Annotated in this window: 25 protein-coding genes; 12 read left to right on the forward strand and 13 right to left on the reverse strand. The window is 46.6% G+C overall.

Features of this window, described 5'->3' with window-relative positions:
- Positions 1-258: 258 nt before the first annotated feature.
- From CIK04_RS05990 to CIK04_RS06010, 5 genes are all read right to left on the reverse strand, one after another.
- A complete protein-coding gene (locus tag CIK04_RS05990; protein WP_038940601.1) occupies positions 259-2064 on the reverse strand; it encodes a long-chain fatty acid--CoA ligase in 1806 nt (601 codons plus the stop codon).
- Between the two features lie 187 nt (positions 2065-2251).
- On the reverse strand, positions 2252-3211 hold the full coding sequence (gene leuO / locus CIK04_RS05995) for a transcriptional regulator LeuO (RefSeq protein WP_011078729.1): 960 nt from the start codon (positions 3209-3211) through the stop codon (positions 2252-2254).
- A 352-nt stretch (positions 3212-3563) separates the two neighbouring features.
- A complete protein-coding gene (locus CIK04_RS06000) occupies positions 3564-4610 on the reverse strand; it encodes an MJ1255/VC2487 family glycosyltransferase (RefSeq protein ID WP_097352403.1) in 1047 nt (348 codons plus the stop codon).
- Between the two features lie 4 nt (positions 4611-4614).
- Positions 4615-5163, reverse strand: a complete 549-nt coding sequence (locus CIK04_RS06005) for a phosphatase PAP2 family protein (protein ID WP_045629365.1) — start codon at positions 5161-5163, stop codon at positions 4615-4617.
- A 225-nt stretch (positions 5164-5388) separates the two neighbouring features.
- On the reverse strand, positions 5389-6156 hold the full coding sequence (locus CIK04_RS06010; protein ID WP_097352402.1) for an SH3 domain-containing protein: 768 nt from the start codon (positions 6154-6156) through the stop codon (positions 5389-5391).
- 600 nt (positions 6157-6756) lie between these two features.
- On the opposite strand from CIK04_RS06010, the gene leuA reads away from it, so the two are divergent.
- The 5 genes from leuA (at position 6757) to CIK04_RS06035 (ending at position 12432) form a co-directional block, all read left to right on the forward strand.
- On the forward strand, positions 6757-8304 hold the full coding sequence (leuA, locus tag CIK04_RS06015; protein WP_097352401.1) for a 2-isopropylmalate synthase: 1548 nt from the start codon (positions 6757-6759) through the stop codon (positions 8302-8304).
- Between the two features lie 86 nt (positions 8305-8390).
- Complete coding sequence (gene leuB, locus CIK04_RS06020) at positions 8391-9482, forward strand: 3-isopropylmalate dehydrogenase (protein ID WP_038963720.1); 1092 nt, start codon at positions 8391-8393, stop codon at positions 9480-9482.
- A 19-nt stretch (positions 9483-9501) separates the two neighbouring features.
- The gene (gene leuC / locus CIK04_RS06025) at positions 9502-10902 is read left to right on the forward strand and encodes a 3-isopropylmalate dehydratase large subunit (RefSeq protein ID WP_097352400.1); all 1401 of its coding nucleotides are present in this window, start codon (positions 9502-9504) and stop codon (positions 10900-10902) included.
- Positions 10903-10913: 11 nt separating this feature from the next.
- Complete coding sequence (gene leuD / locus CIK04_RS06030; protein WP_017789459.1) at positions 10914-11516, forward strand: 3-isopropylmalate dehydratase small subunit; 603 nt, start codon at positions 10914-10916, stop codon at positions 11514-11516.
- 133 nt (positions 11517-11649) lie between these two features.
- Positions 11650-12432, forward strand: coding sequence for a DUF547 domain-containing protein (locus CIK04_RS06035; protein WP_097352399.1), 783 nt, complete (start codon positions 11650-11652; stop codon positions 12430-12432).
- 83 nt (positions 12433-12515) lie between these two features.
- Here CIK04_RS06035 and djlA read toward each other — a convergent pair whose 3' ends face one another.
- Positions 12516-13379, reverse strand: coding sequence for a co-chaperone DjlA (gene djlA, locus CIK04_RS06040; RefSeq protein ID WP_011078738.1), 864 nt, complete (start codon positions 13377-13379; stop codon positions 12516-12518).
- Between the two features lie 147 nt (positions 13380-13526).
- On the opposite strand from djlA, the gene lptD reads away from it, so the two are divergent.
- The 6 genes from lptD to apaH are packed head-to-tail and all read left to right on the forward strand — an operon-like array spanning position 13527 to position 20241.
- On the forward strand, positions 13527-15857 hold the full coding sequence (gene lptD, locus CIK04_RS06045) for an LPS assembly protein LptD (RefSeq protein WP_097352398.1): 2331 nt from the start codon (positions 13527-13529) through the stop codon (positions 15855-15857).
- 50 nt (positions 15858-15907) lie between these two features.
- On the forward strand, positions 15908-17194 hold the full coding sequence (gene surA, locus CIK04_RS06050; RefSeq protein WP_011078740.1) for a peptidylprolyl isomerase SurA: 1287 nt from the start codon (positions 15908-15910) through the stop codon (positions 17192-17194).
- A complete protein-coding gene (gene pdxA / locus CIK04_RS06055) occupies positions 17187-18173 on the forward strand; it encodes a 4-hydroxythreonine-4-phosphate dehydrogenase PdxA (RefSeq protein WP_097352397.1) in 987 nt (328 codons plus the stop codon). Before surA ends, pdxA begins: the two co-directional genes overlap by 8 nt.
- Positions 18170-18976 carry a 16S rRNA (adenine(1518)-N(6)/adenine(1519)-N(6))-dimethyltransferase RsmA gene (gene rsmA, locus CIK04_RS06060; protein ID WP_011078742.1) on the forward strand — a complete coding sequence of 269 codons (807 nt, stop codon included), beginning with the start codon at positions 18170-18172 and terminating at the stop codon, positions 18974-18976. Before pdxA ends, rsmA begins: the two co-directional genes overlap by 4 nt.
- 60 nt (positions 18977-19036) lie before the next feature.
- Positions 19037-19417 carry a Co2+/Mg2+ efflux protein ApaG gene (apaG, locus tag CIK04_RS06065; protein ID WP_038940590.1) on the forward strand — a complete coding sequence of 127 codons (381 nt, stop codon included), beginning with the start codon at positions 19037-19039 and terminating at the stop codon, positions 19415-19417.
- Positions 19418-19431: 14 nt separating this feature from the next.
- A complete protein-coding gene (gene apaH / locus CIK04_RS06070) occupies positions 19432-20241 on the forward strand; it encodes a bis(5'-nucleosyl)-tetraphosphatase (symmetrical) ApaH (protein ID WP_097352396.1) in 810 nt (269 codons plus the stop codon).
- Here apaH and folA read toward each other — a convergent pair.
- The 6 genes from folA to rplU form a co-directional block, all read right to left on the reverse strand.
- On the reverse strand, positions 20238-20726 hold the full coding sequence (gene folA, locus CIK04_RS06075; protein ID WP_039449626.1) for a type 3 dihydrofolate reductase: 489 nt from the start codon (positions 20724-20726) through the stop codon (positions 20238-20240). The genes apaH and folA overlap by 4 nt on opposite strands.
- A gap of 9 nt (positions 20727-20735) precedes the next feature.
- Positions 20736-21212, reverse strand: a complete 477-nt coding sequence (locus CIK04_RS06080; RefSeq protein WP_038940587.1) for a threonine/serine exporter family protein — start codon at positions 21210-21212, stop codon at positions 20736-20738.
- Complete coding sequence (locus tag CIK04_RS06085; protein WP_039449624.1) at positions 21200-21967, reverse strand: threonine/serine exporter ThrE family protein; 768 nt, start codon at positions 21965-21967, stop codon at positions 21200-21202. Before CIK04_RS06085 ends, CIK04_RS06080 begins: the two co-directional genes overlap by 13 nt.
- Before the next feature lie 159 nt (positions 21968-22126).
- On the reverse strand, positions 22127-23296 hold the full coding sequence (cgtA, locus tag CIK04_RS06090; protein WP_038963713.1) for an Obg family GTPase CgtA: 1170 nt from the start codon (positions 23294-23296) through the stop codon (positions 22127-22129).
- A gap of 155 nt (positions 23297-23451) precedes the next feature.
- The gene (gene rpmA / locus CIK04_RS06095) at positions 23452-23709 is read right to left on the reverse strand and encodes a 50S ribosomal protein L27 (RefSeq protein ID WP_011078749.1); all 258 of its coding nucleotides are present in this window, start codon (positions 23707-23709) and stop codon (positions 23452-23454) included.
- Between the two features lie 20 nt (positions 23710-23729).
- Positions 23730-24041 carry a 50S ribosomal protein L21 gene (rplU, locus tag CIK04_RS06100; RefSeq protein ID WP_000271393.1) on the reverse strand — a complete coding sequence of 104 codons (312 nt, stop codon included), beginning with the start codon at positions 24039-24041 and terminating at the stop codon, positions 23730-23732.
- Positions 24042-24312: 271 nt separating this feature from the next.
- Between rplU and ispB the strand changes: the two genes are divergently transcribed.
- Positions 24313-25284, forward strand: a complete 972-nt coding sequence (gene ispB, locus CIK04_RS06105; protein WP_026130536.1) for an octaprenyl diphosphate synthase — start codon at positions 24313-24315, stop codon at positions 25282-25284.
- A gap of 137 nt (positions 25285-25421) precedes the next feature.
- On the opposite strand, the gene CIK04_RS06110 is transcribed toward ispB, so the two are convergent.
- A partial coding sequence (locus tag CIK04_RS06110; RefSeq protein WP_325205697.1) for a group II intron maturase-specific domain-containing protein occupies positions 25422-25894 on the reverse strand: 473 nt, incomplete at its 5' end.

Raw genomic sequence — 25894 nt, forward strand, 5'->3', positions numbered from 1 at the left:
AACAAGATGCTATTTATTAGCACTTAATAAGGAATAGATCGCGGCCAAAGGCCGTTAAACAGGATGATCACCATATTTCTTCGTTAAAAAAGAACAAAAATTCACAGCTCACTCAGTTCTCACGGTGAGAATTCTGTTTTAGACAAGACAAGGCAACGCCTGCTTTATGGGCGTCAAAGACGAAAAAACCTCACTGGCGTTTCACACTCAGTGAGGTTCATCAAGGATCAATGTGACGTCAATGTTCGACAGAAAAGCTTATTTCTCTTTCTTTTCTGAATACATTTCTTCGATTTCGTCTTGATACTTGTCGTTGATCACCTTACGGCGCAATTTCTGCGTTGGCGTCAACTCACCTTCATCCATAGAAAACGCTTTCGGTAGCAACTTGAACTTCTTCACTTGTTCAAATTTCGCCAGCTCTTTCTGCAGATCGTTAACGCGCTTCTCCAGCATTTCCACAACTTGGTGATGCTTAATCAATTCAACGCGATCGTGATACTTAATATTGAGCTCTTTGGCGTACTCTTCCAAAGAGTCAAAACAAGGCACAATCAACGCTGAAACGAATTTGCGTGTATCGGCAATCACCGCGATTTGCTCAATGAAATGATCTTTACCAATCGCACCTTCAATCATCTGAGGAGCAATGTATTTGCCTCCAGACGTTTTCATCAGCTCTTTGATACGATCGGTAATGAACAGGTTGCCGTGCTCATCAATATGACCCGCGTCGCCCGTTTTGAGAAAACCGTGTTCATCAAACGTTTTCTCCGTTTCTTCTGGGAGCTTGTAGTAACCACGCATCACCATCGGACCACGAACCAAAATTTCGTTGTTTTCGCCAATTTTTACTTGTGCGCCCGGCATCGCCATGCCGATAGAGTCGGGGTTAAAGCACTTGTCATCCCAGCATGAAATCGTTGCTGTGGTTTCAGTCATGCCGTAGCCCAGCTTTACGTTGATACCGATCGCATGGAAGAAACGGCCAATGGTTTCATCCAGTTTTGCACCACCACATGGCATAAAGTTGATGTTGCCTCCCAGCAGGGCACGCAGTTTTGACAACACCAGCTTATCCGCCAACGCATGGGCTTTTTTCAGCATCAATGAAGGCTGGCGACCTTCTTGGTGGCACACGGACATCTTCGCCCCCATGTTCACCGCCCAGGTGAACATGATTTTGCGCATCAGCGGTGCGCGAGACACTTTCTCATGGATGGCAGAGAAGATTTTCTCGTAAAAACGCGGTACGGCACACATCACCGTTGGCTTGATATCACTCAGAGCGTCACGAACTTGCATGGTATCTTGCAAATAACAGTTTGTACCGCCTTTATACAGAACGTAAAAGGTCCACGCGCGCTCAAAAACGTGTGACAACGGCAAGAAACAAAGCGAAACGTCGTTTTCTGTCAGGCTTAAGCGTCGATCATGCCCCTCTAATTGAGCGGCAATGTTGGCGTAATCTAACATCACCCCTTTCGGCTGCCCCGTGGTGCCTGAGGTATAGATTAATGTCAGCAAATCCTCAAAGTTTGCTTGTTCTAAACGTCGTTCAAGCTCAGCGCGAGCCTCTTGTTGACCTTGTTGAATGAAGGCTTTCCAATGGATCGCAAAGTGATGTTCGCCTAAATCAATATCGTCTGACATGGCGACAATCAAGTTCAGTTGCTCACACTCATCGAAGATTTTCACTGCGGCATCAAATTGTGGCTGTTCACCCACGAACAAGACTTTAACGTCGGCATTTTGCACAATATAAGCCGCTTGAGCTGCCGTATTGGTTGGGTAAATCGGAACCGTGACTGCACGTAATTGTAGGGCCGCAAAATCGGCCACCGTCCACTGCGGCATGTTATTAGAAAAGATAGCGATCTTATCTTGGACTTCAATGCCCTGCGCAAGCAACGCTAGGGATAATTCATCAATTTGCTGACCAAATTGCTTCCAGCTAATACCTTGCCAAACTGCACCAACTTTATGCTTGAGCGCAACTCGCTCCGCACCTTGTGCAATCTGCTTACGAATTCGTTTTACGATGTGAAAATCTAAATTGGCCATGTCTCTTACCTTTGGCTTACACATGTAAGCTCTATTTGCGGGCACAGTGTAGCGGTGGGAACAAAAAACGCAACTGATGAGGGTCAAACTTATGCTCAATTAGAGAGAATCATCAATAACAAGATAAAAAAATGCCCTCACGGCCAAGGCTCAATGAGGGCATTCAACTTGTAACAGGCCGTGTCGGTTATACCGCTGCAACCACTTCGCCACATGTCACCATCAGCAGATCACGCAGCCAAATGTGGCCTTTGTCTTTTTCTGATGACTCGTGCCAGCTTAAGAAACCGCTGATTTCACGATTTTCAAACGGGAAGTCAAGAATCTGTAGCTGCGCGTTGTTTGCCGCATTTTCCACAATCCAGCGAGGCGCGATCGTCACAAGCTCAGATTGACCAACCACATACAGAACGTTGCTCAAGCTTGTGCCTTCGAAATACGCGGCCACATCCAGATCGCGATACGCTTGCTCAGAGAAGCTGCGTTGGCCGTGAATTCGAGACAGTTTAGCGTGACGCTCTTGCATCAACTGCGCTTCTGTCACTTTACCTTGAATGCGAGGGTGCTGCTTAGACGTCACAACTACGAGTTCATCTTTAAAGATCTCTGTGCTTGAGAAGCCTTGCTCGTCAAAACGTGCGTAATCAATCACAAAGTCGATTTCTTGATAGCGCATACGCTCAGAGAGCATGCGATCAAACTCTGCATCCAAATGCAATTGTACATTCGGCGCTTTGTTATGAATGTCTGCCATAATGCGTGGTGCAAAACGCATATCACATGGGCTGCAAATCGCCAGTTTGAACAGGCGAGTTGAAGACTCAGGCTGGAATACAGAGCTTGGTAGTTCATTGCGGATCAATTGCAGCGCTTGGCGAACTGGACCAAATAATTGGCGAGCACGTTGGGTCGGTTGAATACCACGACCTTGACGCATGAAAAGCTCATCATTAAACATCACTTTTAAGCGAGCAACTGCGTTGCTCACTGCAGGCTGTGACATGCCTAAATTATGTGCTGCGCGAGTAATATTTTGCTCTTGCATAACGGCATCAAATACCGTCAGTAGGTTGAGATCCACTCCGCGTAAAGTACTTTCCATTCGATAGCTGGCAATCGCGCTCATCGCATCTTTTTTGTCTAACATCTAGTGCGCCTCTCGTGTAACGGTCAACAAATTTGAATTTGATAGTCAGGAATAGATAACCTGTATTTCTTATATTTATCGCCCCCATCACTCTCAGGGCGCACTTCACTATCATTGAATTCATTGATGTTTAGCAACTAGATTGATAATTAATCACAATATTTTAGCCAATTATCATTTTTGTTGATTAAAAACATATATTTAAGCGAAACCTAAAAAACTATAAAAAACAGGAATACCCTCATAAGTAGCAATTATTGAGCTAAGTGATGTCTCATCACTTAACCCACTTAAAGCATTTGTTACAACTATTGTTTAACCACAAAACCCAACAATCTCGTCAATATTAGCGCTATGAAATTGACACGTAACTGGGAAAGTCGACTTGTTGCCACAGTTGCTCACACAGCGATTGATGGCATGACCAGTCTCCTTTGAGTATCCATTCGACGATCGCTGGCGCTACTTGAGGATAAGTGACTTTTTCCGCCAACGCATCTTGCAACCAACGCCGCACAACTTGGCTGTCCAAGGTGTCCATCACCGTAGCTAAACCAAGGGTTTCTAAGGTCGCCACGTTGCTTTGTTGCTCAAACTGCCCTTCAAGCGGTTTCACCAATAATTTTTTGCCTAATGTCAACGCTTCTGAAGGCAGCTCAAAGCCCCCATTCGCGATCACCCCTTTACAACGATGTAAATCTAATTGAAATGAATGATGATCGAGCGCACGAAGTGAAATATTGCCTTCCATTTCTTCCGCGAGTACATCTGGGTGATAACAGATGAATGACTGCGATTTAAAACGCCACAACAACTCGCAAATGGATTCCAACTGTTCAAAGGGTAAATAAACTAGAATCGCATCGCTTTGCTCAGTTGCGTAACAAAGCGTGTAAACAATCGGCGGTAAGATCGGTTGATCAAAATGGTACCAATGCAAACCTAAATAAATATTAGCAGGAGCAAAATGACGCAGCACTTGCTTATCGAGCCATGACGCCCCCCGCAATGGCACAGAATAACGAAATGCATTTTGATGACTAAGCCCAATGCAGGGCTTATTTTGTCGTTTAGCTGCCCACGCTGAAACGGGCTCAAAGTCACTGATCACCAAATCATACTGGCTAAGATCTTGCTGCTGCACTTCTTGATTCATAGTCAATAAACTGTTTTCGAGCGCAGTTTGCCAGTAATCCACACGGCCATTTTTCGTCGCAAAGGTGAGCCCTCGACACGTTTTGTACTGGCCAAAGGCTTCCATGGAGAAATAGCGCTTCGGATCTCGACCAGAAAAAAGAAAATCCACTTGGCAATGCTGCGCCGCAAAGGCGTTTGCCATTGCCCGAGCTCGGGCGATATGACCATTCCCCGTGCCTTGTACCCCATACAGAATTTTCATAGGCTCACTCCATCACAAGAATCAAGGCCAAAGTGGCACAGGCATGACCGAGCAGAGCACCAATCACAACATCACTAAAAAAATGTACACCCAGTAAAATGCGCGACAACCCAATGAGGGCCGCCCAGCTAAATGCAAACCATGTCAACTCTGGGAAGAAGTAACTAGTGATGGTGGCCATGACAAACCCTGCGGCGGTGTGACCCGAAGGCAAGCTGTAGCGATCCGAAGGGGTGATAAAAGCGGGCAAATAGGCACTGTATTCTTCTGGCCGACGGCGCTTGAAACTGTTTTTGAGTCCCCAATAAATGGGCAACTCGATGATAAAGGCCAGTAAACCACAGAGCAAAAACCACGTACCTAGTGAAGGAATAGCCAACCATGCGGCCAGTCCAATCAAGGCGTAAAGATGCCCATCACCACTATGGGAAATTGCTTTGCTTATGGTCGCTACTTGGTAATTGAATCTATGTTTTAAGCAAAAGCTAGAAAGCGCAAAGTCGAAGTCTGCAATACGTTGTATCGGCAGACGCAGCGTGTTGATCGATTTCATTGTTGCCATCCTGAATGTCGTTCTCCTGCTACTAAGCTAGGAAATCAGAGTGACAATCCCATGAAAGGAATTTGGCGATTTAGTGACAACGCCCTGAATCCTTGATAAGGCTTGGGCGATCAAGAAGATAGCGAAAGGAACAAAGGAAGCGGAGAAGAACGAAGAGAGCACAAACAGAGTGCTCTCTTTGACATCAATAAAGAGAAGAGATCGCCATCGCGAAAATTAACTGGGATCGATCGACTGTATATACCAAATGTTTTTGTCTTTTCGACATGCCATCAAATTGCCTGAGCGAGCCTGATTGGCACCATTGAGCTGATACTGTAAATCACGACATTGATAACTGCCTGTCCACAATATTGTTTGACTTGCTGATCGGGTTTTCGGCGTTAACGCTGCATTGGGCTTCACCGATAAAATGTCACGAGGTTCGATACGGCTTTGTACATAACCTTGATGTACGTAGCCTTCTATCATTCCCTGCCTCTCGACTAACAACCAAGGTGCACCGGGGACTTTTGCCAACGCGATGAAGACATCTCCCGTTTGTAGCTGCCCTACTTTATTCGATTTCGCAGATGGACCTGAGCGTAAGTTAACAACCGTGGTGGCACTGAATGGCAAATCCAGTAGAGACAGTTCCCCTTTTAATGTTACTCCGGGGTAAACGTCAGTCCCGACAAGAAACGTTTTGGTTTTAGGATCAGAAGAAGCAATACGCCATTGTGACGCCTTCAACCCTTCTTTCTCCTCCCCACCAGCCATTTCAGAACTCTGACTTTCCAACAAAGTCGCCATTGCGGTTAGGAAGGTTTTCTGTTCCTGAGAGCTCAACGTCAACTCAAGCTGCTGTTGTAATACTTCTGCATTTTTAGATAATTGTGCCGAAGAAACACTGCCTACTTTTCTTTCGGTACTGGTCAATTGACAGCCAAGTAACGTCAAGCAGCTCAATGTTAACACTGCATACCAAGCCGATTTATTAGACATTATCTTCTCCCTTCTCTTCATCACTTAAACTCTTGTTCCATCGAGCGCTAAGCGCCAGCCAACCCGGAATTAATCGGTACACCTTATTTTCTTAGTGCCCAATAGTGCTAGGCGAACACCGTTTCGGGCAAGCATTAGAAAAGTATGAAAGCAAACGCTTTAGCAGTGATGTCACATTACGTAGCGACAACTCATTAACTCTCTCACTTAATCTTTGCTATCCAATACTCGGCCAGAGCAGAAATGCCACAGACAATGACGTCACTAGAGGAGTCTGACGTTGTTTTTTCCAACAAGTCGTATTTTTATCGCTCAACTGATCGGATATGAATAAAAAATCAACTTTAGGGTTGACGCGCCACACTGAGTGCGGTACTAATCTGTTAACTTAATTTTGTGGAACGCTTAACAAGATGACAGCACATTTTTCTTTCCTACTGAACCTCCTCCTCATCGTGACAAGATCGCGCGGGTAGGCTGTGGAAGAAAAATAAACCACACAGAATAACAAACAGCCCGCACATCGATGCGGGCTTTTTTATATCCAAACACAACATTGACCAGAAGAAATCGATTAACTGTCGAGAAAAGGAAGCGAACATGAACGATCAGGTAATTATATTCGACACCACGTTACGTGATGGCGAACAAGCGTTATCAGCGAGCCTAACGGTAAAAGAGAAGTTGCAGATTGCTTATGCGCTTGAACGACTTGGCGTTGATGTGATCGAAGCAGGTTTCCCGGTTTCTTCTCCTGGTGATTTTGAGTCCGTACAAACCATCGCTCGTAACATTAAAAATAGCCGCGTATGTGCCCTTGCTCGCGCCGTAGAAAAGGACATTGATGCCGCTGCTGAAGCCTTGAAAGTGGCAGAGGCATTCCGTATCCACACTTTTATTTCTACCTCCACCATTCACGTACAAGACAAATTACGTCGTAGCTACGATGATGTGCTTGAAATGGGCGTTAGAGCGGTGAAGCATGCCCGCAAATACACGGACGATGTGGAATTTTCTTGCGAAGATGCCGGACGTACGCCTATCGACAATCTTTGCCGCATGGTAGAAGCCGCGATAAATGCGGGCGCACGTACCATTAATATCCCAGATACCGTGGGCTACACCGTACCAAGCGAATTTGGCGGTATTATTCAAACCCTATTTAACCGCGTACCGAACATCGACAAAGCGATCATTTCGGTTCACTGTCACGATGATTTAGGCATGTCTGTTGCCAACTCCATCGCCGCTGTTCAAGCAGGTGCACGTCAGGTTGAAGGGACGATCAATGGCATTGGTGAACGAGCAGGTAACTGCTCTTTAGAAGAGATCGCCATGATCATCAAAACTCGTCAAGAGCTGCTAGGGGTTCGAACAGGCATCAACCACGAAGAAATCCATCGCACCAGTAAGTTGGTCAGCCAACTTTGCAACATGCCAATCCAAGCCAATAAAGCCATTGTCGGTGCCAACGCCTTTAGCCACTCTTCCGGTATCCACCAAGATGGCATGCTAAAGAATAAGAACACTTACGAAATCATGACGCCAGAATCGATTGGCCTGAAGAACCAAGCGCTGAACCTAACCAGTCGCAGTGGCCGTGCTGCGGTGAAGAGCCACATGGATGCTATGGGCTATAAGGAAGATGAGTACAACTTAGATGCGTTATACCAAGATTTCCTAAAACTAGCGGATCGCAAAGGACAAGTCTTCGACTATGACCTAGAAGCACTGATGCACTTCTCTAACCTGCGCGAAGAAGATGATTATTACAAGCTGAACTACCTAAGCGTGCAATCAGGCAGCGTAATGGCGACCACCAGCATTAAGTTGTTGTGTGGTGATGAAGAGAAATGCGAAGCGGCCGTTGGTAATGGCCCTGTTGATGCGTTATACCAATGTATCTACCGTCTGACAGGCTACGACATCGTATTGGACAAGTTCGATCTCACCGCCAAAGGGGAAGGTGAAGACGGCTTAGGCCAAGCAGACATTATTGCCAATTACAAAGGCCGTAAGTACCACGGTACGGGTATCTCAACGGATATCGTTGAAGCATCAGGTCAAGCTTTACTGCACGTGATCAACAGTATTCATCGTGCCAACGAAATTGCCGAAATGAAACAGAAAAAAGTCGCAACCGTATAGCCGTATTCCGAGTGCTTAATTGTGCTCGGAATGCCCATAATTCGCTGCAACACAGCACAATAAAATTCAATAATTAAAGGATTAACATGACAGACAAAACTTACAAAATCGCCGTTTTACCCGGTGATGGTATTGGCCCAGAAGTAATGGCTCAAGCACACAAAGTGCTGGATGCGATTGAGCAAAAACACGCGATTCACTTCGAACGTGAAGAGCACGACGTTGGCGGTATTGCGATTGATAATCATGGCTGCCCACTCCCCCAAAGCACGGTGACCGCATGTGAAGAGTCAGACGCGGTGCTGTTTGGTTCAGTAGGCGGTCCTAAGTGGGAACATTTGCCACCTAACGACCAACCAGAGCGTGGCGCACTTCTGCCACTACGTAAGCATTTCCAGCTGTTTTGTAACCTTCGCCCAGCTCAAATTCACAGTGGCTTAGAAGCATTTTCACCATTGCGTGCCGACATCTCTGGCCGTGGTTTTGATATTGTCGTCGTGCGTGAACTAACGGGTGGTATCTATTTCGGTCAACCCAAAGGCCGTGAAGGTGAAGGCGCCAACGAAAAAGCGTACGACACGGAAATTTACCACCGCTTTGAAATCGAACGCATCGCGAAGATTGCCTTCGAGTCGGCTCGCCTACGCCGTAAGAAAGTGTGCTCTATCGACAAAGCCAATGTACTGCAAAGTTCTATCTTATGGCGTGAAGTCGTCGAAGAGATCGCTAAAGACTACCCAGATGTTGAGCTATCGCATATGTATATCGACAACGCAACGATGCAGTTGATCAAAGATCCTGCGCAGTTTGACGTCATGCTGTGTTCTAACATCTTTGGCGACATTATTTCGGACGAGTGCGCGATGATCACTGGCTCTATGGGCATGTTGCCATCAGCCAGCCTAAACGAAAGCAAATTCGGCCTGTATGAACCTGCAGGTGGCAGCGCGCCTGATATCGCAGGGAAAAACATCGCTAACCCAGTCGCGCAAATCCTTTCAGCCGCTCTCATGCTACGTTATAGCCTTGGTGAGGAGGCCGCAGCACAAGACATTGAAAACGCGGTTTCTCAAGCGCTAGCCGCCGGTGAACTGACTGCCGATCTTGCAGGTAACAAACCGGCACTATCGACCGCTGAAATGGGCGATAAGATCGCACAATACATTCTAAATTCATAAAAACACGGAAGTTCGAGCAATGGGCAAAACACTATACGAAAAAGTTTATGAGGCACACGTAGCGGTTGCTGCAGAAGGTGAGACGCCGATCCTGTATATCGACCGTCACCTAGTGCATGAAGTGACTTCTCCACAAGCGTTCGATGGCTTACGTGAAAAGGGGCGCCAAGTGCGTCAAGTGAGCAAAACGTTCGCGACCATGGATCATAACGTATCCACCACCACCAAAGACATAAATGCGTCTGGTGAAATGGCCCGTATTCAGATGGAAACCCTGATCAAAAACTGTCAGGAATTCGGCGTCACCTTGTACGACATCAACCATAAATATCAAGGCATTGTGCATGTTATGGGGCCAGAATTGGGCATCACCTTACCGGGCATGACCATTGTCTGTGGTGATTCTCACACCGCAACACACGGTGCGTTTGGTTCGCTGGCATTTGGTATTGGTACTTCTGAAGTCGAGCACGTGCTGGCAACACAAACCCTTAAGCAAGCGCGCGCCAAAACCATGAAAATCGAAGTTCAAGGCAAGGTCGCTGACGGTATTACCGCCAAGGACATCGTCCTTGCCATTATTGGCAAAACCACCGCCGCGGGAGGAACGGGCTATGTGGTGGAGTTCTGCGGTGAAGCCATTACAGACCTTTCCATGGAAGGTCGCATGACCGTGTGTAATATGGCAATTGAGTTGGGTGCCAAAGCAGGCTTAATTGCACCAGACCAGACCACCTTCGACTACATCGAAGGTCGTAAATTCGCGCCAGCTGGCGCAGATTGGGATGCTGCGGTTGAATACTGGAAAACACTCAAAACCGATGAAGACGCTAAGTTTGATGCCGTGGTGACGTTAAACGCTGCCGATATCAAACCTCAAGTAACGTGGGGCACGAACCCAGGCCAAGTGATTGCCGTGGATGAGCCCATTCCAGCACCAGACAGCTTCAGCGATCCCGTTGAAAAAGCGTCCGCTGAAAAAGCACTGGCGTACATGGGACTGGAAGCCGGTAAATCACTGTCCGAATACAAAGTCGACAAAGTCTTTGTCGGCTCTTGCACAAACTCACGTATCGAAGATATGCGTGCCGCTGCTGTCGTCGCCAAAGGGCGCAAAGTGGCGTCACACGTTCAAGCGCTGATTGTTCCGGGGTCTGAGCAAGTCAAAGCGCAAGCCGAGGCGGAAGGTTTGGATGTCATTTTTAAAGAAGCGGGTTTTGAATGGCGACTACCTGGTTGCTCTATGTGCCTAGCAATGAACAATGATCGTCTAGGGCCACATGAACGCTGTGCGTCAACGTCAAACCGTAACTTTGAAGGCCGCCAAGGCCGTGATGGCCGCACACATCTAGTCAGTCCAGCGATGGCTGCTGCTGCGGCAATTGCTGGTCATTTTGTTGATATTCGAGATTGGAAATAAGGGGAACACACATGCAAGGTTTTAAACAACACACCGGTTTGGTGGTTCCTCTTGATGCCGCGAACGTGGATACCGATGCGATCATTCCCAAGCAGTTTCTACAAAAAGTCTCTCGCTTAGGTTTTGGCAAACACCTCTTCCATGATTGGCGTTTTCTTGATGATGCGGGTGAACAACCCAATCCAGAATTTGTCATGAACCAAGCGCGTTACCAAGGTGCCTCTATCCTGCTGGCACGAGAGAACTTCGGTTGTGGCTCTTCACGTGAGCACGCCCCTTGGGCACTGGCTGACTATGGCATTCGTGCGATGATTGCCCCGAGCTTTGCCGATATTTTCTACGGCAACTCGATCAATAACCAAATGGTGCCCGTTCGTTTAACCGAACAAGAAGTCGATGAACTGTTCCAATATGTGCAAGAAACGGAAGGAGCACAAATCGAAGTGGATCTTGAAGCGCTGAAAGTGCGCGCAAATGGCAAAGAATACTCGTTTGAGATCGATGACTTTCGTCGTCACTGCTTGTTGAATGGTTTAGACCACATTGGTTTGACCCTACAACATGAAGACAAAATCGCCGCTTTTGAAGCAGATATTCCTGCATTTCTGCGCTAATTACTGCATTGAGCTAGATAACAATGGGAATAGCCTGCTATTCCCATTTTGTTTGCTGGCGATGAAATTGATCGTCGTTTGTCACGGTCCTATATCAAACTAAAACACCATGCTTTGTTGAGGATATTTCCCGATGCGACGATATTTACTGCTGATTTTCACCTTGTTTTCTGTTGCGAGTTACGCGGCACCGAAGTCGGATCTTTGGCCTTATTGGCAACCATCCGACGAGCAAAGCACCATCAAAGTTTCCCATCAAGCTTGGCAAACACTGCTCGATCGCTATTTGACTCGCCAAGGAGAAAATACTCTTTTTCGTTATGCCCAAGTGTCGACACAAGACCACCAGGCTCTTAAACAATACCTTGCTACGCTAGCGAAGCAAAATCCACTGACGCTCAACCGTGCAGAGCAATATGCCTATTGGGTGAATCTCTACAATGCGATCACCGTTGATCTTATCCTCGACAATTATCCGCTCAAGTCTATTACCAAGTTAGGCGGTTTGTTTAGCTTTGGGCCGTGGAATGAAGAAGTCATCACCATCAATAGCAAACCCTTAACACTAAACGACATCGAACATCGTATCTTGCGCCCGATCTGGAATGATCCACGCACCCATTATGCGGTCAACTGCGCCAGCCTAGGCTGTCCTAATCTACAACCGCAAGCCTTTAGGGCCGATAACACACCAGCTTTGCTCGATGCAGCAGCGAAAGAGTTTATCAATAGTGCCAAAGGCGTATCACGACAAGGTAATAAAGCGCAGCTCTCTTCAATATACGATTGGTTTGCGGATGATTTTGGTGGTAAAGCGGGATTATTTTCCCACATTGGCCGCTATGCGCCACAGTATCAAGATTTTTCTGGTCAAATCGAGTACGACTATGACTGGAATCTCAACCAAGCCCAATAAACGCAGAAAGGCCGATATACGGCCTTTCTCTTTTTATATGAATGAGAACAAACAGGCGATCTCATCGTCCTGTTTTTTGTTGGCTACTTGAAGCCTTTTTCTTTCTTAATAAGATCGTAAGCACTTTGAATTTCTTGCGATTTTTCTTTCGCCATATTCATCATTTCTGGCGGTAGACCTTTCGCCATCAATTTATCAGGGTGGTGCTCATTCATTAACTTACGATAAGCGCGTTTCACCTCTTTGCCATCGGCATTAGCGTCAATGCCCAAGATCTTATAGGCATCCGCGAGACGGTCAGTTTGCGACGCTTGCTGCCAGCCACCGTGAGAAGATGAGTGATGAGATTGATGCTGTTGTCCCCCAAATCCGCCCTGACGCTGGAAACGAAATGCCGCTTCTTGCATCTGCAAACGACGCTCGAGCTGTTCAGACGAAAATCCTAAACCTCGCGCAATCTTGTGCAATACATTCCGTTCACTTGGATGCACATCGCCATCGGCAAAAGCCGCAGAGATCTGTAATTCCAAAAAGAACTGCAATAAATCAAAACGGCCACTAGTGGCAATTTTAACTCTCTCTAAGACTTGTTCCAGAGGGAAATCACGCTCTTTTCCTTCACGAAACGCATCTTGCGCTGCTCTGCGCTGTTCGCCATGCAAGCTCATTCGATCCATCATTGCACTGGCGAGTTGGATCTCTTCCTTGGTGACTTGGCCTTTTGCTTTAGCCACATGTCCCATAACAGCAAAAGCGGACTTAAAAAACTCCTCTTGTCGCTGAGCTTGACTTGGTCCTTGCCCAAAACCTGCGGTTTTAAAGCCCGCTTGACTCAAGCGTCGTGCTTTGTCGAACTGGTGACCAATAAATAAACCGAACAGCGCCCCAAACACCCCGCCGAACAAAAAACCAAAAAAGGCACCAAGAATTTTGCCAAAAATCTGCATTTGTGAGTTCTCTATCTATGAATTTTTCCCGTCATTGACGGTCATATAGTGCTGGAAGCACGGATTTCCTTTATGATAAGGCAATCATTTTTTCACCATGGCCATCATCGAGCCATCGAGCAGCAGTGACATAGGATAGTTCCTTTAATGCAACATTTCTCCCGGACATTTTTAGCGGCTTCAATTGCCACCGCTCTGTTTGCCCCCTACGCTCAAGCTGAAGCGATATTAAACAACAGTGTGCAGGAAATGCCCACTACAGATCAATGCTTGGTCGACACTGAAAAAAATGATGCGAATGCTGAAATCGTGATTCAAGCGGATAACCTGCAAGCCATCAATGGCGACAAAGCCATTTACTCGGGCGATGTTGAAGTCACTCAAGGCAACAAAAAAATTACGGCAGAATCCGTCACCTTGCATCAACAAGAAAACATTGTTGTGGCAGAAGGCAATGTCACTTTCAATGATGGTGAAGTCAAAGCAAGCTCTAGCAAAGTCACCAATAATATGACGTCAGAGACCTTCTCGCTAGAAAATACTGAATATCAGTTTCTTTGCCAGCAAGGACGAGGCCAAGCGGCCTACATCGCCAAAACAGGCCAAGCGGTTTACGAATTAGAAGATGGCTCTATCACCTCTTGTCCTGAGGATGACAACGCGTGGCGTTTGGTCGCATCCAGTATTGAAGTTGATCAAAATGAAGAAACCGCAACGTTCTACCACCCACGGTTTGAAGTGCTCGACGTACCGGTTTTTTATGCTCCCTACCTCACTCTACCGATCGGCAACACTCGTAAAACGGGTTTTCTTTTTCCGTCAGTGAACTATGGTTCTAGCGATGGTTTAGAAATCGAAGTTCCTTTCTACTGGAACATTGCACCCAATTACGATTTAACGCTCACGACACTCTACATGCAACAGCGTGGGGTGAAGCAAGATGCAGACTTCCGCTATCTAAGCGATGGCTGGGGTTCTGGTGAACTCAAAGGTGAATACTTACCTGGGGATGAAAAATACAACGATGAAGATCGTTGGGGTTATCAGTACAAACATGATGGCATCATCAATAAGCAGTGGTTGGTTTCTCTCGACTACTCTCAAGTCAGTGATATCGATTACTTCCGCGATTTGAGCTCCGATCTAGGTAACCGAGAAGACGGCCAATTGATGCAACAAGGCAAAGTGGCTTACCGTTCCGATTTTTGGGATATGTCGCTGCAAGTGCGAGACTTCCAAATCTTATTGCAAGATAACAATCAACCTTATCGACTGCTGCCGCAGGTGAAGTTCAACTTCTACACTCCACTGCTTGGTAATTACCTCAACTTTGACGTTAAAAGTGAGTTAACACAATTTGATATTCAAGATGCCTCGAAACCGAATGCACTGCGTGCGCACGTCGAGCCTGGGTTAACCATTCCCCTCTCAACCAGTTGGGCGACATGGACGACCGAAGCACGCCTTTTAGCCACCTACTATCAGCAAGATCTTGATAGATTAACCGACCCAACGCTGAAGTCTCAGTTGGATGAAACCGTTGCGCGTGTCATTCCTGAATACCGCTCTCATGCTCGTATTTATCTTGAGCGTGAAGCGAAACTCTTTGAAGGCTACACGCAAAGTTTAGAGCCACAAATTCAGTACCTCTATGTACCAGAAGAAGAACAGGGCAATATCTACAACTATGATACGACGCTGCTACAAACCGATTATTACGGCCTCTTCCGCAGTCGTAAGTACAGTAGTATCGACAAAATCGCCGCAGCAAACCAACTGAGTTATGGTGCCAGCACTCGCTTCTTTGACGATGAGTACAAGGAGCGTTTGAACATCTCATTCGGTCAAATTTACTACATTGACAAGAAAACCAAATTGACAGGCAACCAAGAAGAAACGTCAAACTATTCCTCTTGGGCCGTAGAGACCGATTTCAACTACGAAGACTTTTTGTTCTATCACGGTGGGATCCAATACGACATCGATCTCAATGCGATGCAGTTGGCTAACAGCACCTTGGAATATCAGTTTACCGATGGCTTTATTCAAGGTAATTATCGCTATGTCACCAAAGATTACATCGAAGATACCATCAGCTTTGATGAGTTAGACAAGATTACCCGCAAAGGAATCTCGCAAGCGGGGATTGTCGGAGCCTACAACATTAACCGCCATTGGTCTGCAAGCGGTCAGTATTATTACGATTTGACCGAAGAGATCGACTTGGAATGGATGGCCAGTTTGCGATACCAATCAGATTGTTGGTATATCGGTTTTACTTACACCAACCAATTAGTGAAATGGCGCAATGACGTGGTCGGCGGCGATAGTAACAATCCGGTCTACGATACCAACATTAGCGTAAACTTTGGTATTCAAGGGTTTGCTACTAAGAACAAAGCAGAAACCGCTGCAAAAGAATTGGATAGCACAGATAACGCGATTACCTACGGTCGCCCTTTCTATCTGAATAATTAGTACTTTTGATGACCTTATCGAAAGAGACAAAACGTTATATGGATTACAAAATGAACATTTGGAAAACCCTTTTACTTGGCATGCTGGTCACTGGCAGCGCCGTTTCTGCTCCTGTTGAGCTAGATAAGGTCGCCGTGATCGTCAACGATGGCGTGATCTTACAAAGTGATATTGATACCGCGACCAAAACCTTGCGCGCTAACGCAAAAAAAAGCGGACAAGCCCTACCCGATGCTGACGTGCTAAACGAACAAATCGTCGATAAATTAATCATCGACACACTGCAAACACAAGAAGCCGACCGCATTGGCGTACGCATTGATGATACACGTCTCAATCAAGCGATTGAGGAAATTGCACGCAACAATAATCAAACCATCGACGAACTCTCGGCGGCCATTGCCAGCGAAGGGGTGAGTTACGCAGAGTTTCGCGAACAAATTCGTAAAGAGATGGCGGCATCTGAAGCACGAAATGCCTTAGTGAGACGTCGTATCAATATTTTGCCGGCAGAAGTGGATAACCTCGCTGAACTGCTGTCGAAAGAAACCAACGCTAGCGTTGAGTATCGTATTGGCCACATTCAGTTGCGTTTTACCGATGGGCAAGACAAATCGGCCTTAGAAGCACAGGCAAAAGAGTTGGTTGAAAAGCTCAAGCAAGGGGCTGATTTCAGCACCATGGCTTACACTTATTCCAAAGGACCCAAAGCACTGCAAGGCGGTGATTGGGGGTGGATGCGTAAAGAAGAGATGCCAACCATTTTTGCTGACCAAATCAAAATGCAAAATAAAGGCAGCATCATTGGCCCATTCCGCAGTGGTGTAGGCTTTCATATTCTCAAAATCGAAGACGTGAAAGGCTTAGAGACGGTTGCTGTAACAGAAGTGAATGCACGTCATATTCTTCTTAAACCAACCGTGATTTTAAGTGACGAAGGTGCGCAGCGTGAACTGAATGAGTTTATCCGTCGAATTCGCGCAGGTGAGGCAACCTTTGGTGAGTTGGCGCAGCAATACAGCCAAGATCCAGGCTCAGCAGCGCAAGACGGTGAGTTAGGCTATCAAACACCTGATTTGTATGTACCCGAGTTTAAGCACCAAGTTGAAACATTGCCGGTAGGAACCATCAGTGAACCCTTTAAGACCGTGCATGGCTGGCATATTGTTGAAGTGCTTGACCGCCGTGAAGTCGACCGCACCGACTCTGCGATGAAAAACAAGGCCTATCGCATCCTCTTTAATCGTAAATTCAACGAGGAAGTCGGCGCGTGGATGCAAGAGCTTCGAGCAGGTGCGTTTGTCGAGATCATCAACGAGGAAGAAAACGATGGTTAAACGCTTAGTGGTGACGGCTGGAGAACCTGCTGGCATTGGTCCCGATCTCGTTCTCGCCTTGTCAAAAGAGCATTGGCCACACCAGTTAGTGGTGTGTGCAGATAAAAAAATGCTCGCCCAACGTGCAGAGCAATTGGGGATTAACGTTACCCTGCTTGATTATGATGCTTCAACTGCACCATCCCCCCAGCAAGCGGGGACATTAGTGATCGAGCATATTGATATGCCAAGCACTTGTATGGCAGGGCAGCTCAATGAAGAGAATGGTCATTATGTATTAAAAACGCTGGAAAGAGCCGCTTTAGGCTGTATGAAAAGCGAATTTGATGCTATTGTCACCGGCCCTGTTCACAAGGGGGTGATTAACCGAGCTGGAGTTGCTTTTAGCGGCCATACCGAGTTTTTTGCCGAGCTATCAAACACGCCTCTTGTGGTCATGATGTTAGCTACGGAAGGATTAAGAGTCGCATTAGTGACTACTCACATACCTTTAGCGTACGTATCAAAAGCAGTGACAGCGGAGCGTTTGGAAAAAATCATCGATATTTTGCATCGCGACTTAGTAGAAAAATTCGCCATTGCCGAACCTAAGATTTACGTGTGTGGCTTAAACCCGCACGCAGGAGAAGACGGATGCTTAGGCAGTGAAGAGATTGAAACCATCACGCCGACGCTGGAAAAAATTCGTCAAGAAAAAGGAATCCATCTGCTAGGCCCATTGCCAGCAGACACCATTTTCAATGAAAAATATTTAAACGATGCCGATGCTGTTCTAGGAATGTATCACGACCAAGTCTTGCCTGTGTTGAAATACAAAGGATTTGGTCAGTCGGTCAACATTACTCTTGGTCTACCCTTTATAAGAACATCGGTAGATCACGGAACTGCACTCGATTTAGCCGGGACTGGCCAAGCGGATACAGGGAGCTTCCGAACAGCACTTCAGCATGCGATAGAACTGGTAGAGAAAAAACAATGAGAAATGATGTCCATATGGGGCACAAAGCGCGTAAACGCTTTGGTCAGAACTTCCTTAACGATCCATACATTATTGATGGTATCGTCTCGGCCATTAACCCGAGACCGGGACAAAACCTGGTTGAAATCGGTCCTGGTTTAGGCGCGATTACCGAGCCAGTTGGCCGCGAAGTGGACAAATTCACCGTTATCGAACTTGACCGAGATTTGGCGGAGCGCCTTCGTACCCATCCCGAATTGGCAGACAAACTGACGATTCATGAAGGGGATGCGATGCGTTTTGATTTCACTCAATTAGTGAAACCAAACAATAAATTACGTATTTTTGGTAACCTACCTTACAACATTTCAACGCCGCTAATGTTCCACCTGTTTGAATTTCACAAAGATATTCAAGACATGCACTTTATGTTGCAAAAAGAAGTGGTGAACCGCCTTGCTGCAGGTCCGGGTAGCAAAGCCTATGGTCGTCTGACAGTAATGGCACAATACTACTGTAAAGTGGTCCCTGTGTTAGAAGTACCACCAACTGCCTTTGTACCACCACCAAAAGTAGACTCAGCGGTGGTTCGCCTCGTTCCTTACGAGACCTTACCTCACCCAGCGAATAACCTGCAATGGCTAGAACGCGTTTGTCGCGAAGGCTTTAACCAACGCCGCAAAACCGTGCGTAACTGTTATAAGTCGCTGATGAGTGAACAAGTTCTTGAAGAGCTCGGGGTAAACCCTGGCATGCGTCCAGAGAATCTGACGCTGCAGCAATTTGTGGCGATGGCAAACTGGCTGGATGCTAACCATAAATAAATCTATCGCTATGAGAGTGAGCATAGACTCACTCTCTGCTTTTCCAAACACGGAGTCAGCATGGACGTATCTCAACCCCGTATTCACATTCAAGTTCACACCAAATACGTCGAAGAACAATCCAATCCTGAACTTGCTCGCTATATCTTCGCTTACATCATTACCATTAAAAACCACAGCTCTGAGACCGTACAGCTGCTTAGTCGACGTTGGTTGATCACCGATGCCAATGGCAAACAGATCTCTGTCGAAGGTGATGGCGTCGTCGGCCAACAACCGTTTATCGATGCTGGTGATGAGTACACTTACAGCAGTGGTACCGCATTAGACACCCCAGTTGGCGTCATGCAGGGTCAATACATCATGCACGATGCTCAAGGCAAAGAATTTGTTGTCGAAATCGAACCTTTCCGCCTCGCGGTTCCAAACATTCTCAACTGATTTGAGGCAATAATTTGGCAAACTATATTGTTGGAGACATCCAAGGCTGTTTTGATGAACTGATGCTGCTGTTAGCACAGTGCCAGTTCGATAAAAACCAGGATACACTCTGGGTCGCAGGTGACTTGGTCGCTCGCGGACCAAAATCATTAGAAACACTGAGATTTATCAAATCACTCGGCGACAGTGCCAAAGTGGTTCTCGGTAACCACGATCTCCATCTCATTGCCGTATCTCTCGGGATCCGCAATAACAAAGCCAAAGACAAAACTGCGCCAATTTTTGAAAGTGAAGATGGCAGTGAACTACTCCACTGGCTGCGCCAGCAACCACTTCTCGCAGAACACGCAGAATTTATCGTTTGCCATGCGGGCATCTCGCCTCAATGGGATCTTAGCACGGCACGCCAATGTGCTGAGGAAGTGGAAAGCCTGCTACGCAGCGAAAATTACCGCTGGCTGATTGAGAACATGTACTGTAACCAACCCGACCTCTGGCAGGACAATCTCTCCGGCTTGGATCGCTACCGTTACATCATCAATGCCTTTACACGCATGCGCTTTTGCTTCACCGATGGGCGTTTGGATATGGATTGCAAATTGCCACCATCAGAAGTAAAAGAGAGCGAACTGATGCCTTGGTTTAAATTGCCACAGCGTCGAACACTTGAGAAACCCGTTTTATTTGGTCATTGGGCGGCTTTAGAAGGCTATATTAGCGAAGAAGTGATTGGTCTGGATACAGGCTGCGTTTGGAATGGCAGCCTTACTCTAATTCGCTGGGAAGACAAACAAGTATTTAGTCAGAAGGCACTAGCAAACTAGCAAATCTCTCTTTCTAAAATAACAAAATCCATCGCGTAGCCATTTTTCTCATCAGCAGAATAATGTTCGCGATGGCTCTCGTACCATTGCGCCCCCCAATCAGGAAACTGAGTATCACCATCAATAGTGGCATCGATAAACGTCAGATAAAGTTTGTCTGCTTTTGGTAAACACTCAGCGTAAATTGAACCGCCACCTATGATCATCACTTCATCCACATCCCCCGCCAACGCTAAGGCATGCGCAATCGAGCTGGCCATGGTGACCCCCTCAATAACCAAGCTTTCATCACGACTAATCACAATATTCAATCGCCCTGGCAACGGACGTCCAATCGAATCATACGTTTTACGCCCCATCACGACCGGTTTCCCCATCGTGCAGCGTTTGAACCAAGCAAAATCTGCGGGAAGATGCCAAGGCATCTGGTTATCTTTACCAATGATTCTTTGCTTTGCCATGGCGGCAATCATACTGATGATCATCTCTCTTCCTTACACTATTGGTCTGCGGCGGTAGAATAACAGCCCAGGAACGGCAAGGCCAACCGCCAATCCCGCAATGATGAACATCGCTTTTAAAAAGTTTTCCATACAAACCGCCACCAACTCTGGGGTATAGCCAAGATGGTTGATCTCCACCATTGCGATCATGGCTTTAAAAGTAAAGACACCGGGAACCATTGGAATCAATGCCGCGACAGTAAACACCTTCGGGTGCGCTAACAAACGCCGTGACCAGTACACACCAATCATCCCGACTAAGGTAGCTGCAAAAAACGTCGCCCATTCAATCGGGATACCAAATTTCATCATTAAATATCGACTGCCATGACCAATGGCTCCGCCGAGCGCACAATAAATTAACGCTCTCGGTGGCACATTGAACACCAATGCAAACCCAACCGCTGGAATCGCGGCAAAAAACATATCGTTGAGTAAACCGATTAGCAATTCCATTAGCTCGACCATCCCCAAATACCCGTTACACTCATCGCCGCGACAATCCCTAAGCTGGTCGCCAACGTCAGTAAACTCGCCATAACGAAGCGAGCAATACCCATGTTGATATGGCCTTTAAGCATATCTGCAACCGAGTTAATCAATGGAAAACCAGGAACCAGCATTAACACAGAAGACGCCATCACCACCGTCGGCAAGTTGCCAATTTCAAGAATGACTGCTTGTGCAGAGATAAGAGTGGTCACAAACGCCGTTGCGGCAAAGTTCAAGAGTGGGTTGAAATGACGATGTCCTATTTCTTGACGAACGATCATGCCGCAAGCCGAAGCCAAAAATGTCATCGCAAACACGGCCCAATCCCCCCCCGCTAAACGAGCAAAAGAGGCGCAAGAGATGCCGATCATAAACACCACTAACCAGCGGTTGTAACGCTCTGGACTGATATTATTCAGTTTTCTCTGAGCCATCATCGGATCAAGCATCCCTTTTTCCATCATGATGCAAATCCGCTGAATTTCGGTGACCGCTTTCATATTGATACCACGATCGACGCAGCTCCGCGTGGTGGTAATGCAGTGACCATCCATCACAGTGGTGACAACCAATGCGTTGGCAGAGAGCGCCACTTCGACTTCGCTGACGCCAGATGCAATACCAATGCGGCGCATAATATCGCCCACCAAGGTACTTTCCGCTCCATGCGCTAATAACATCTGCCCCGCTTGTGCGACCAACCGAGAGATGGCTCGCTGTGTTGATGCCATAACAACTTCCTAATTCCTTTTGATCGGACCTGTTAATTGAAACAAAAGGCAAAAGCGCCTCGAAAAACAAATATTCTGCCCGAAAAAAAACGGACTAAACATGATTTAGATGCAAAAAAGCCGCAAATAATATTGCGGCTTTTAATCGTAATATCTCGATTACTCACGAACGTAGATAACGTGACCGTCATCTTCTTCATCGTCCCAGTCATCCCAATCGTCGTCATCATCTTCAGTGATAACTTCGCCTTGATTTGCATCAGGGTGGTAATCCCACATGAAGTTCACTTTCTCTTCTTCAGAGACTTCTTGCTCTTCACGTGGCAACTGTTCCATAAAGTCAGCGAGTTTGTAACAAAGCTCTTTAGTGCCCTGACGATTTACCGCAGAGATCTTGAAGTATTGCTCTTCCCAGCCTAACGCATCAATCACTTCTTGAATGATCTCATCCGCTTGCTCTTCGCTAACAAGATCCACCTTGTTAAATACTAACCAACGAGGTTTATTGGCCAACTTCTCGCTGTATTGCTCTAACTCATCAAGGATGGTCAGTGCATTTTGTACAGGATCCGATTGATCAATTGGGAAAATATCGATCATATGCAGCAATACGCGACAACGTTCTAAGTGTTTAAGGAAACGAATCCCCAAACCAGCGCCATCAGCCGCACCTTCAATCAACCCTGGAATATCAGCAACAACAAAGCTTTTCTCAGGAACAACACTCACAACACCCAGACTTGGGATCAAGGTAGTGAACGGGTAATCCGCGACTTTCGGTTTCGCTGCAGAGACCGCGCGGATAAAGGTTGATTTACCAGCATTCGGCAAACCTAACATACCCACATCAGCCAATAACAATAGCTCCAAACGCAGTTCGCGAATCTCACCTTTTGTACCCATGGTTTTCTGACGTGGCGCGCGGTTCACTGACGATTTAAAACGCGTGTTACCTAAACCATGCCAGCCGCCTTTGGCGACCATGACTTTCTTTCCGTGCTCAGCGACTTCCGCCACGATTTCATTGGTATGAATATCGACTGCACGTGTACCAACTGGCACGCGTAAAGTAATGTCTTTACCACGTTTACCGGTACAATTACCACCACTACCATTTTGGCCACGCTCCGCTTCATAGAAGCGTTGAAAACGGTAGTCAATCAGCGTATTTAAGTTTTCGTCAGCTTGGATGTATACATCACCACCGTCACCACCGTCGCCGCCATCTGGGCCACCTTTGGTCACGAATTTTTCACGCCAGAAACTTACAACACCGTTTCCGCCGTCGCCAGCTTGAACTTTAATTACCGCTTCATCAACGAATTTCATTTCTTACTCCGGCTACTTTCGCCCGTAAATCAATATCACTACATTTTAGCAGATGACAGATTGAAGACACCATGAGAGGGTGTTTTGAATATGTCGACTGCAATAAAAAACCCCACCATTACGGCAGGGTTTTTCGATTCAGCTAGAAACCTAAATTACTCAGCTTCGATGCTTACGAATTTACGGTTTTTAGGACCTTTCACTTCGAACTTAACTTTACCGTCAGTTAGAGCGAATAGAGTGTGGTCTTTACCTAGGCCAACGTTGTTACCAGCGTGGAACTGAGTACCGCGTTGACGAACGATGATGTTACCTGCAAGAACAGATTCACCACCAAAACGTTTTACACCCAGACGTTTGCTTTCTGAGTCGCGGCCGTTACGAGTAGAACCACCAGCTTTTTTGTGTGCCATTGTTAAACTCTCCTAATAGATTACGCGTTGATACCAGTGATTTTCACTTCCGTGAACCACTGACGGTGACCTTGTTGCTTACGAGAGTGCTTACGACGACGGAACTTAACGATTTTAACTTTATCGCCACGACCGTGTTGTACAACTTCAGCAACTACTTTACCGCCCTCAACTAGAGGAGCACCAACTTTGATGTCTTCGCCGTTAGCAACAAGAAGAACTTTATCAAATTCAACAGTTGCACCAGTTTCAACGTCTAATTTCTCTAAACGAAGAGTTTGACCTTCGCTTACACGGTGTTGTTTACCACCAGATTGGAAAACAGCGTACATATTTTACTCCGCTCTTTCCGCACAGCCTATGCCTATATTTTGTGCAATAAGGGTGTGCGCTAAACTAATCATCAATAGGGCGCAGATTCTACAGAAAGGAGCTCCCTATGACAAGCCATATTTTGAAAAAATTGGCGAAAAGCTAATCGCCAAATAAAAGTGCGGCAATCATGCCCTTTAGTAATGTATTAATCAATGTTTTTTAGTGTATTATTCGACAATTATACAAATCGATTAAGCCTTGCAGGGTCTAACTTCAGCCGGATATACGATGGATTTTAAAACTATCCAAGCGCTTACTGCCGATGACATGGCAAAAGTGAATGAAACAATTCAAGCCCAACTCAATTCTGATGTCTCTTTAATCAATCAACTTGGTTTTTATATCATCAGTGGTGGTGGCAAACGTCTTCGCCCTCTTTTGGCCGTGCTTTCAGCGCGAGCGTTAGGCTATCAGGGTAATGCTCACACAACAGCAGCCGCTTTCATCGAGTTTATTCATACCGCAACCTTGCTGCACGATGATGTGGTGGATGAGTCGGATATGCGTCGTGGCAAAGCCACCGCTAACGCTGCATTTGGCAACGCTGCCAGCGTTTTGGTTGGTGACTTCATCTACACGCGCTCTTTTCAAATGATGACAGAGCTAGGATCCATGAAGATCCTGAAGCTCATGAGCGATGCCGTTAACATTATTGCGGAAGGGGAAGTATTGCAGTTAATGAACTGTAACGATCCTGATACCACTGAAGAAAGCTACATGCAGGTGATCTACTCAAAGACCGCACGCCTGTTTGAAGCCGCAACGCAGATTGGTGCCATACTCAACGATGCTCCGGCGGATGTCGAAACCGCACTGCAAAATTATGGTAAGTATCTCGGCACCGCGTTTCAGTTGATCGATGATGTGATGGATTACACCTCAGATGGCGAAGAAATGGGTAAAAACGTTGGGGATGATCTCGCAGAAGGCAAACCCACTCTCCCCTTGTTACATGCCATGCGTCATACCAATGCAGAAAACGCGCAGATGATCCGAGAAGCGATCGAGAATGCCAATGGGATGGAACGTCTAGATGACATTCTAGCCGTAATGCAACAAGCAGGTTCGTTGACCTACACTGAAGCAAAAGCCATGGAAGAAGCCGATAAGGCTATTGCGGAGTTGCAGGTGTTACCTGAGTCTGAATACAAGCAAGCATTGATTGCACTTGCACATATGGCGGTCAAGCGCAGCAAATAGTAAGAGCAAAGAAAGGGAGCAATGGCTCTCTTTACTCTTTGTTGAGTCGAATGCTATCAACCACACACAACAAGTAGGGTGAGGCGTTGCCGCCTCATCCCTCTTACAGAACCGTACGTACGGGCCTCGTATACGGCTCATGCACACTTCCATTCAGCATAATTGCTGAACACGTATCCTGTCCTAACATGCTCGATATTGAACAAACCAAGATCGTTAAACCATTGATTTGGCATCGCATAACTGGCTAAGGGACTCTGCGCATTTTTCCAGCTACTCATTTGAATTGACCTGAACGGCGGCTTGTAACCAAGCTGTTTCAGCTTGCGGTGCAGCCGTAACGGTTTCTTCCATAATTTTAACTGGATGCTGCGCAGTCTGCGCCTTAACCATCCTGCTATTCGCGAGAACTCCCTGCTGGTATTGGCGATCCTGAAGTACTGACTGAACCCTCGTAAAACGGGATTTAGCTCGTTGATGACTTGCACTAGCGGCTTTCCGCCATTGCGTTTGCTCATCTGCTTCAACGTCTGTTTGAACAGAGCCAGTTTCTTGGGCTGAATACGGGTGTATTGTTCCCCGATTTCAACGCCAAGGAACTTCACCCCAT

It is taken from the genome of Vibrio sp. 03_296, assembly GCF_002265885.1.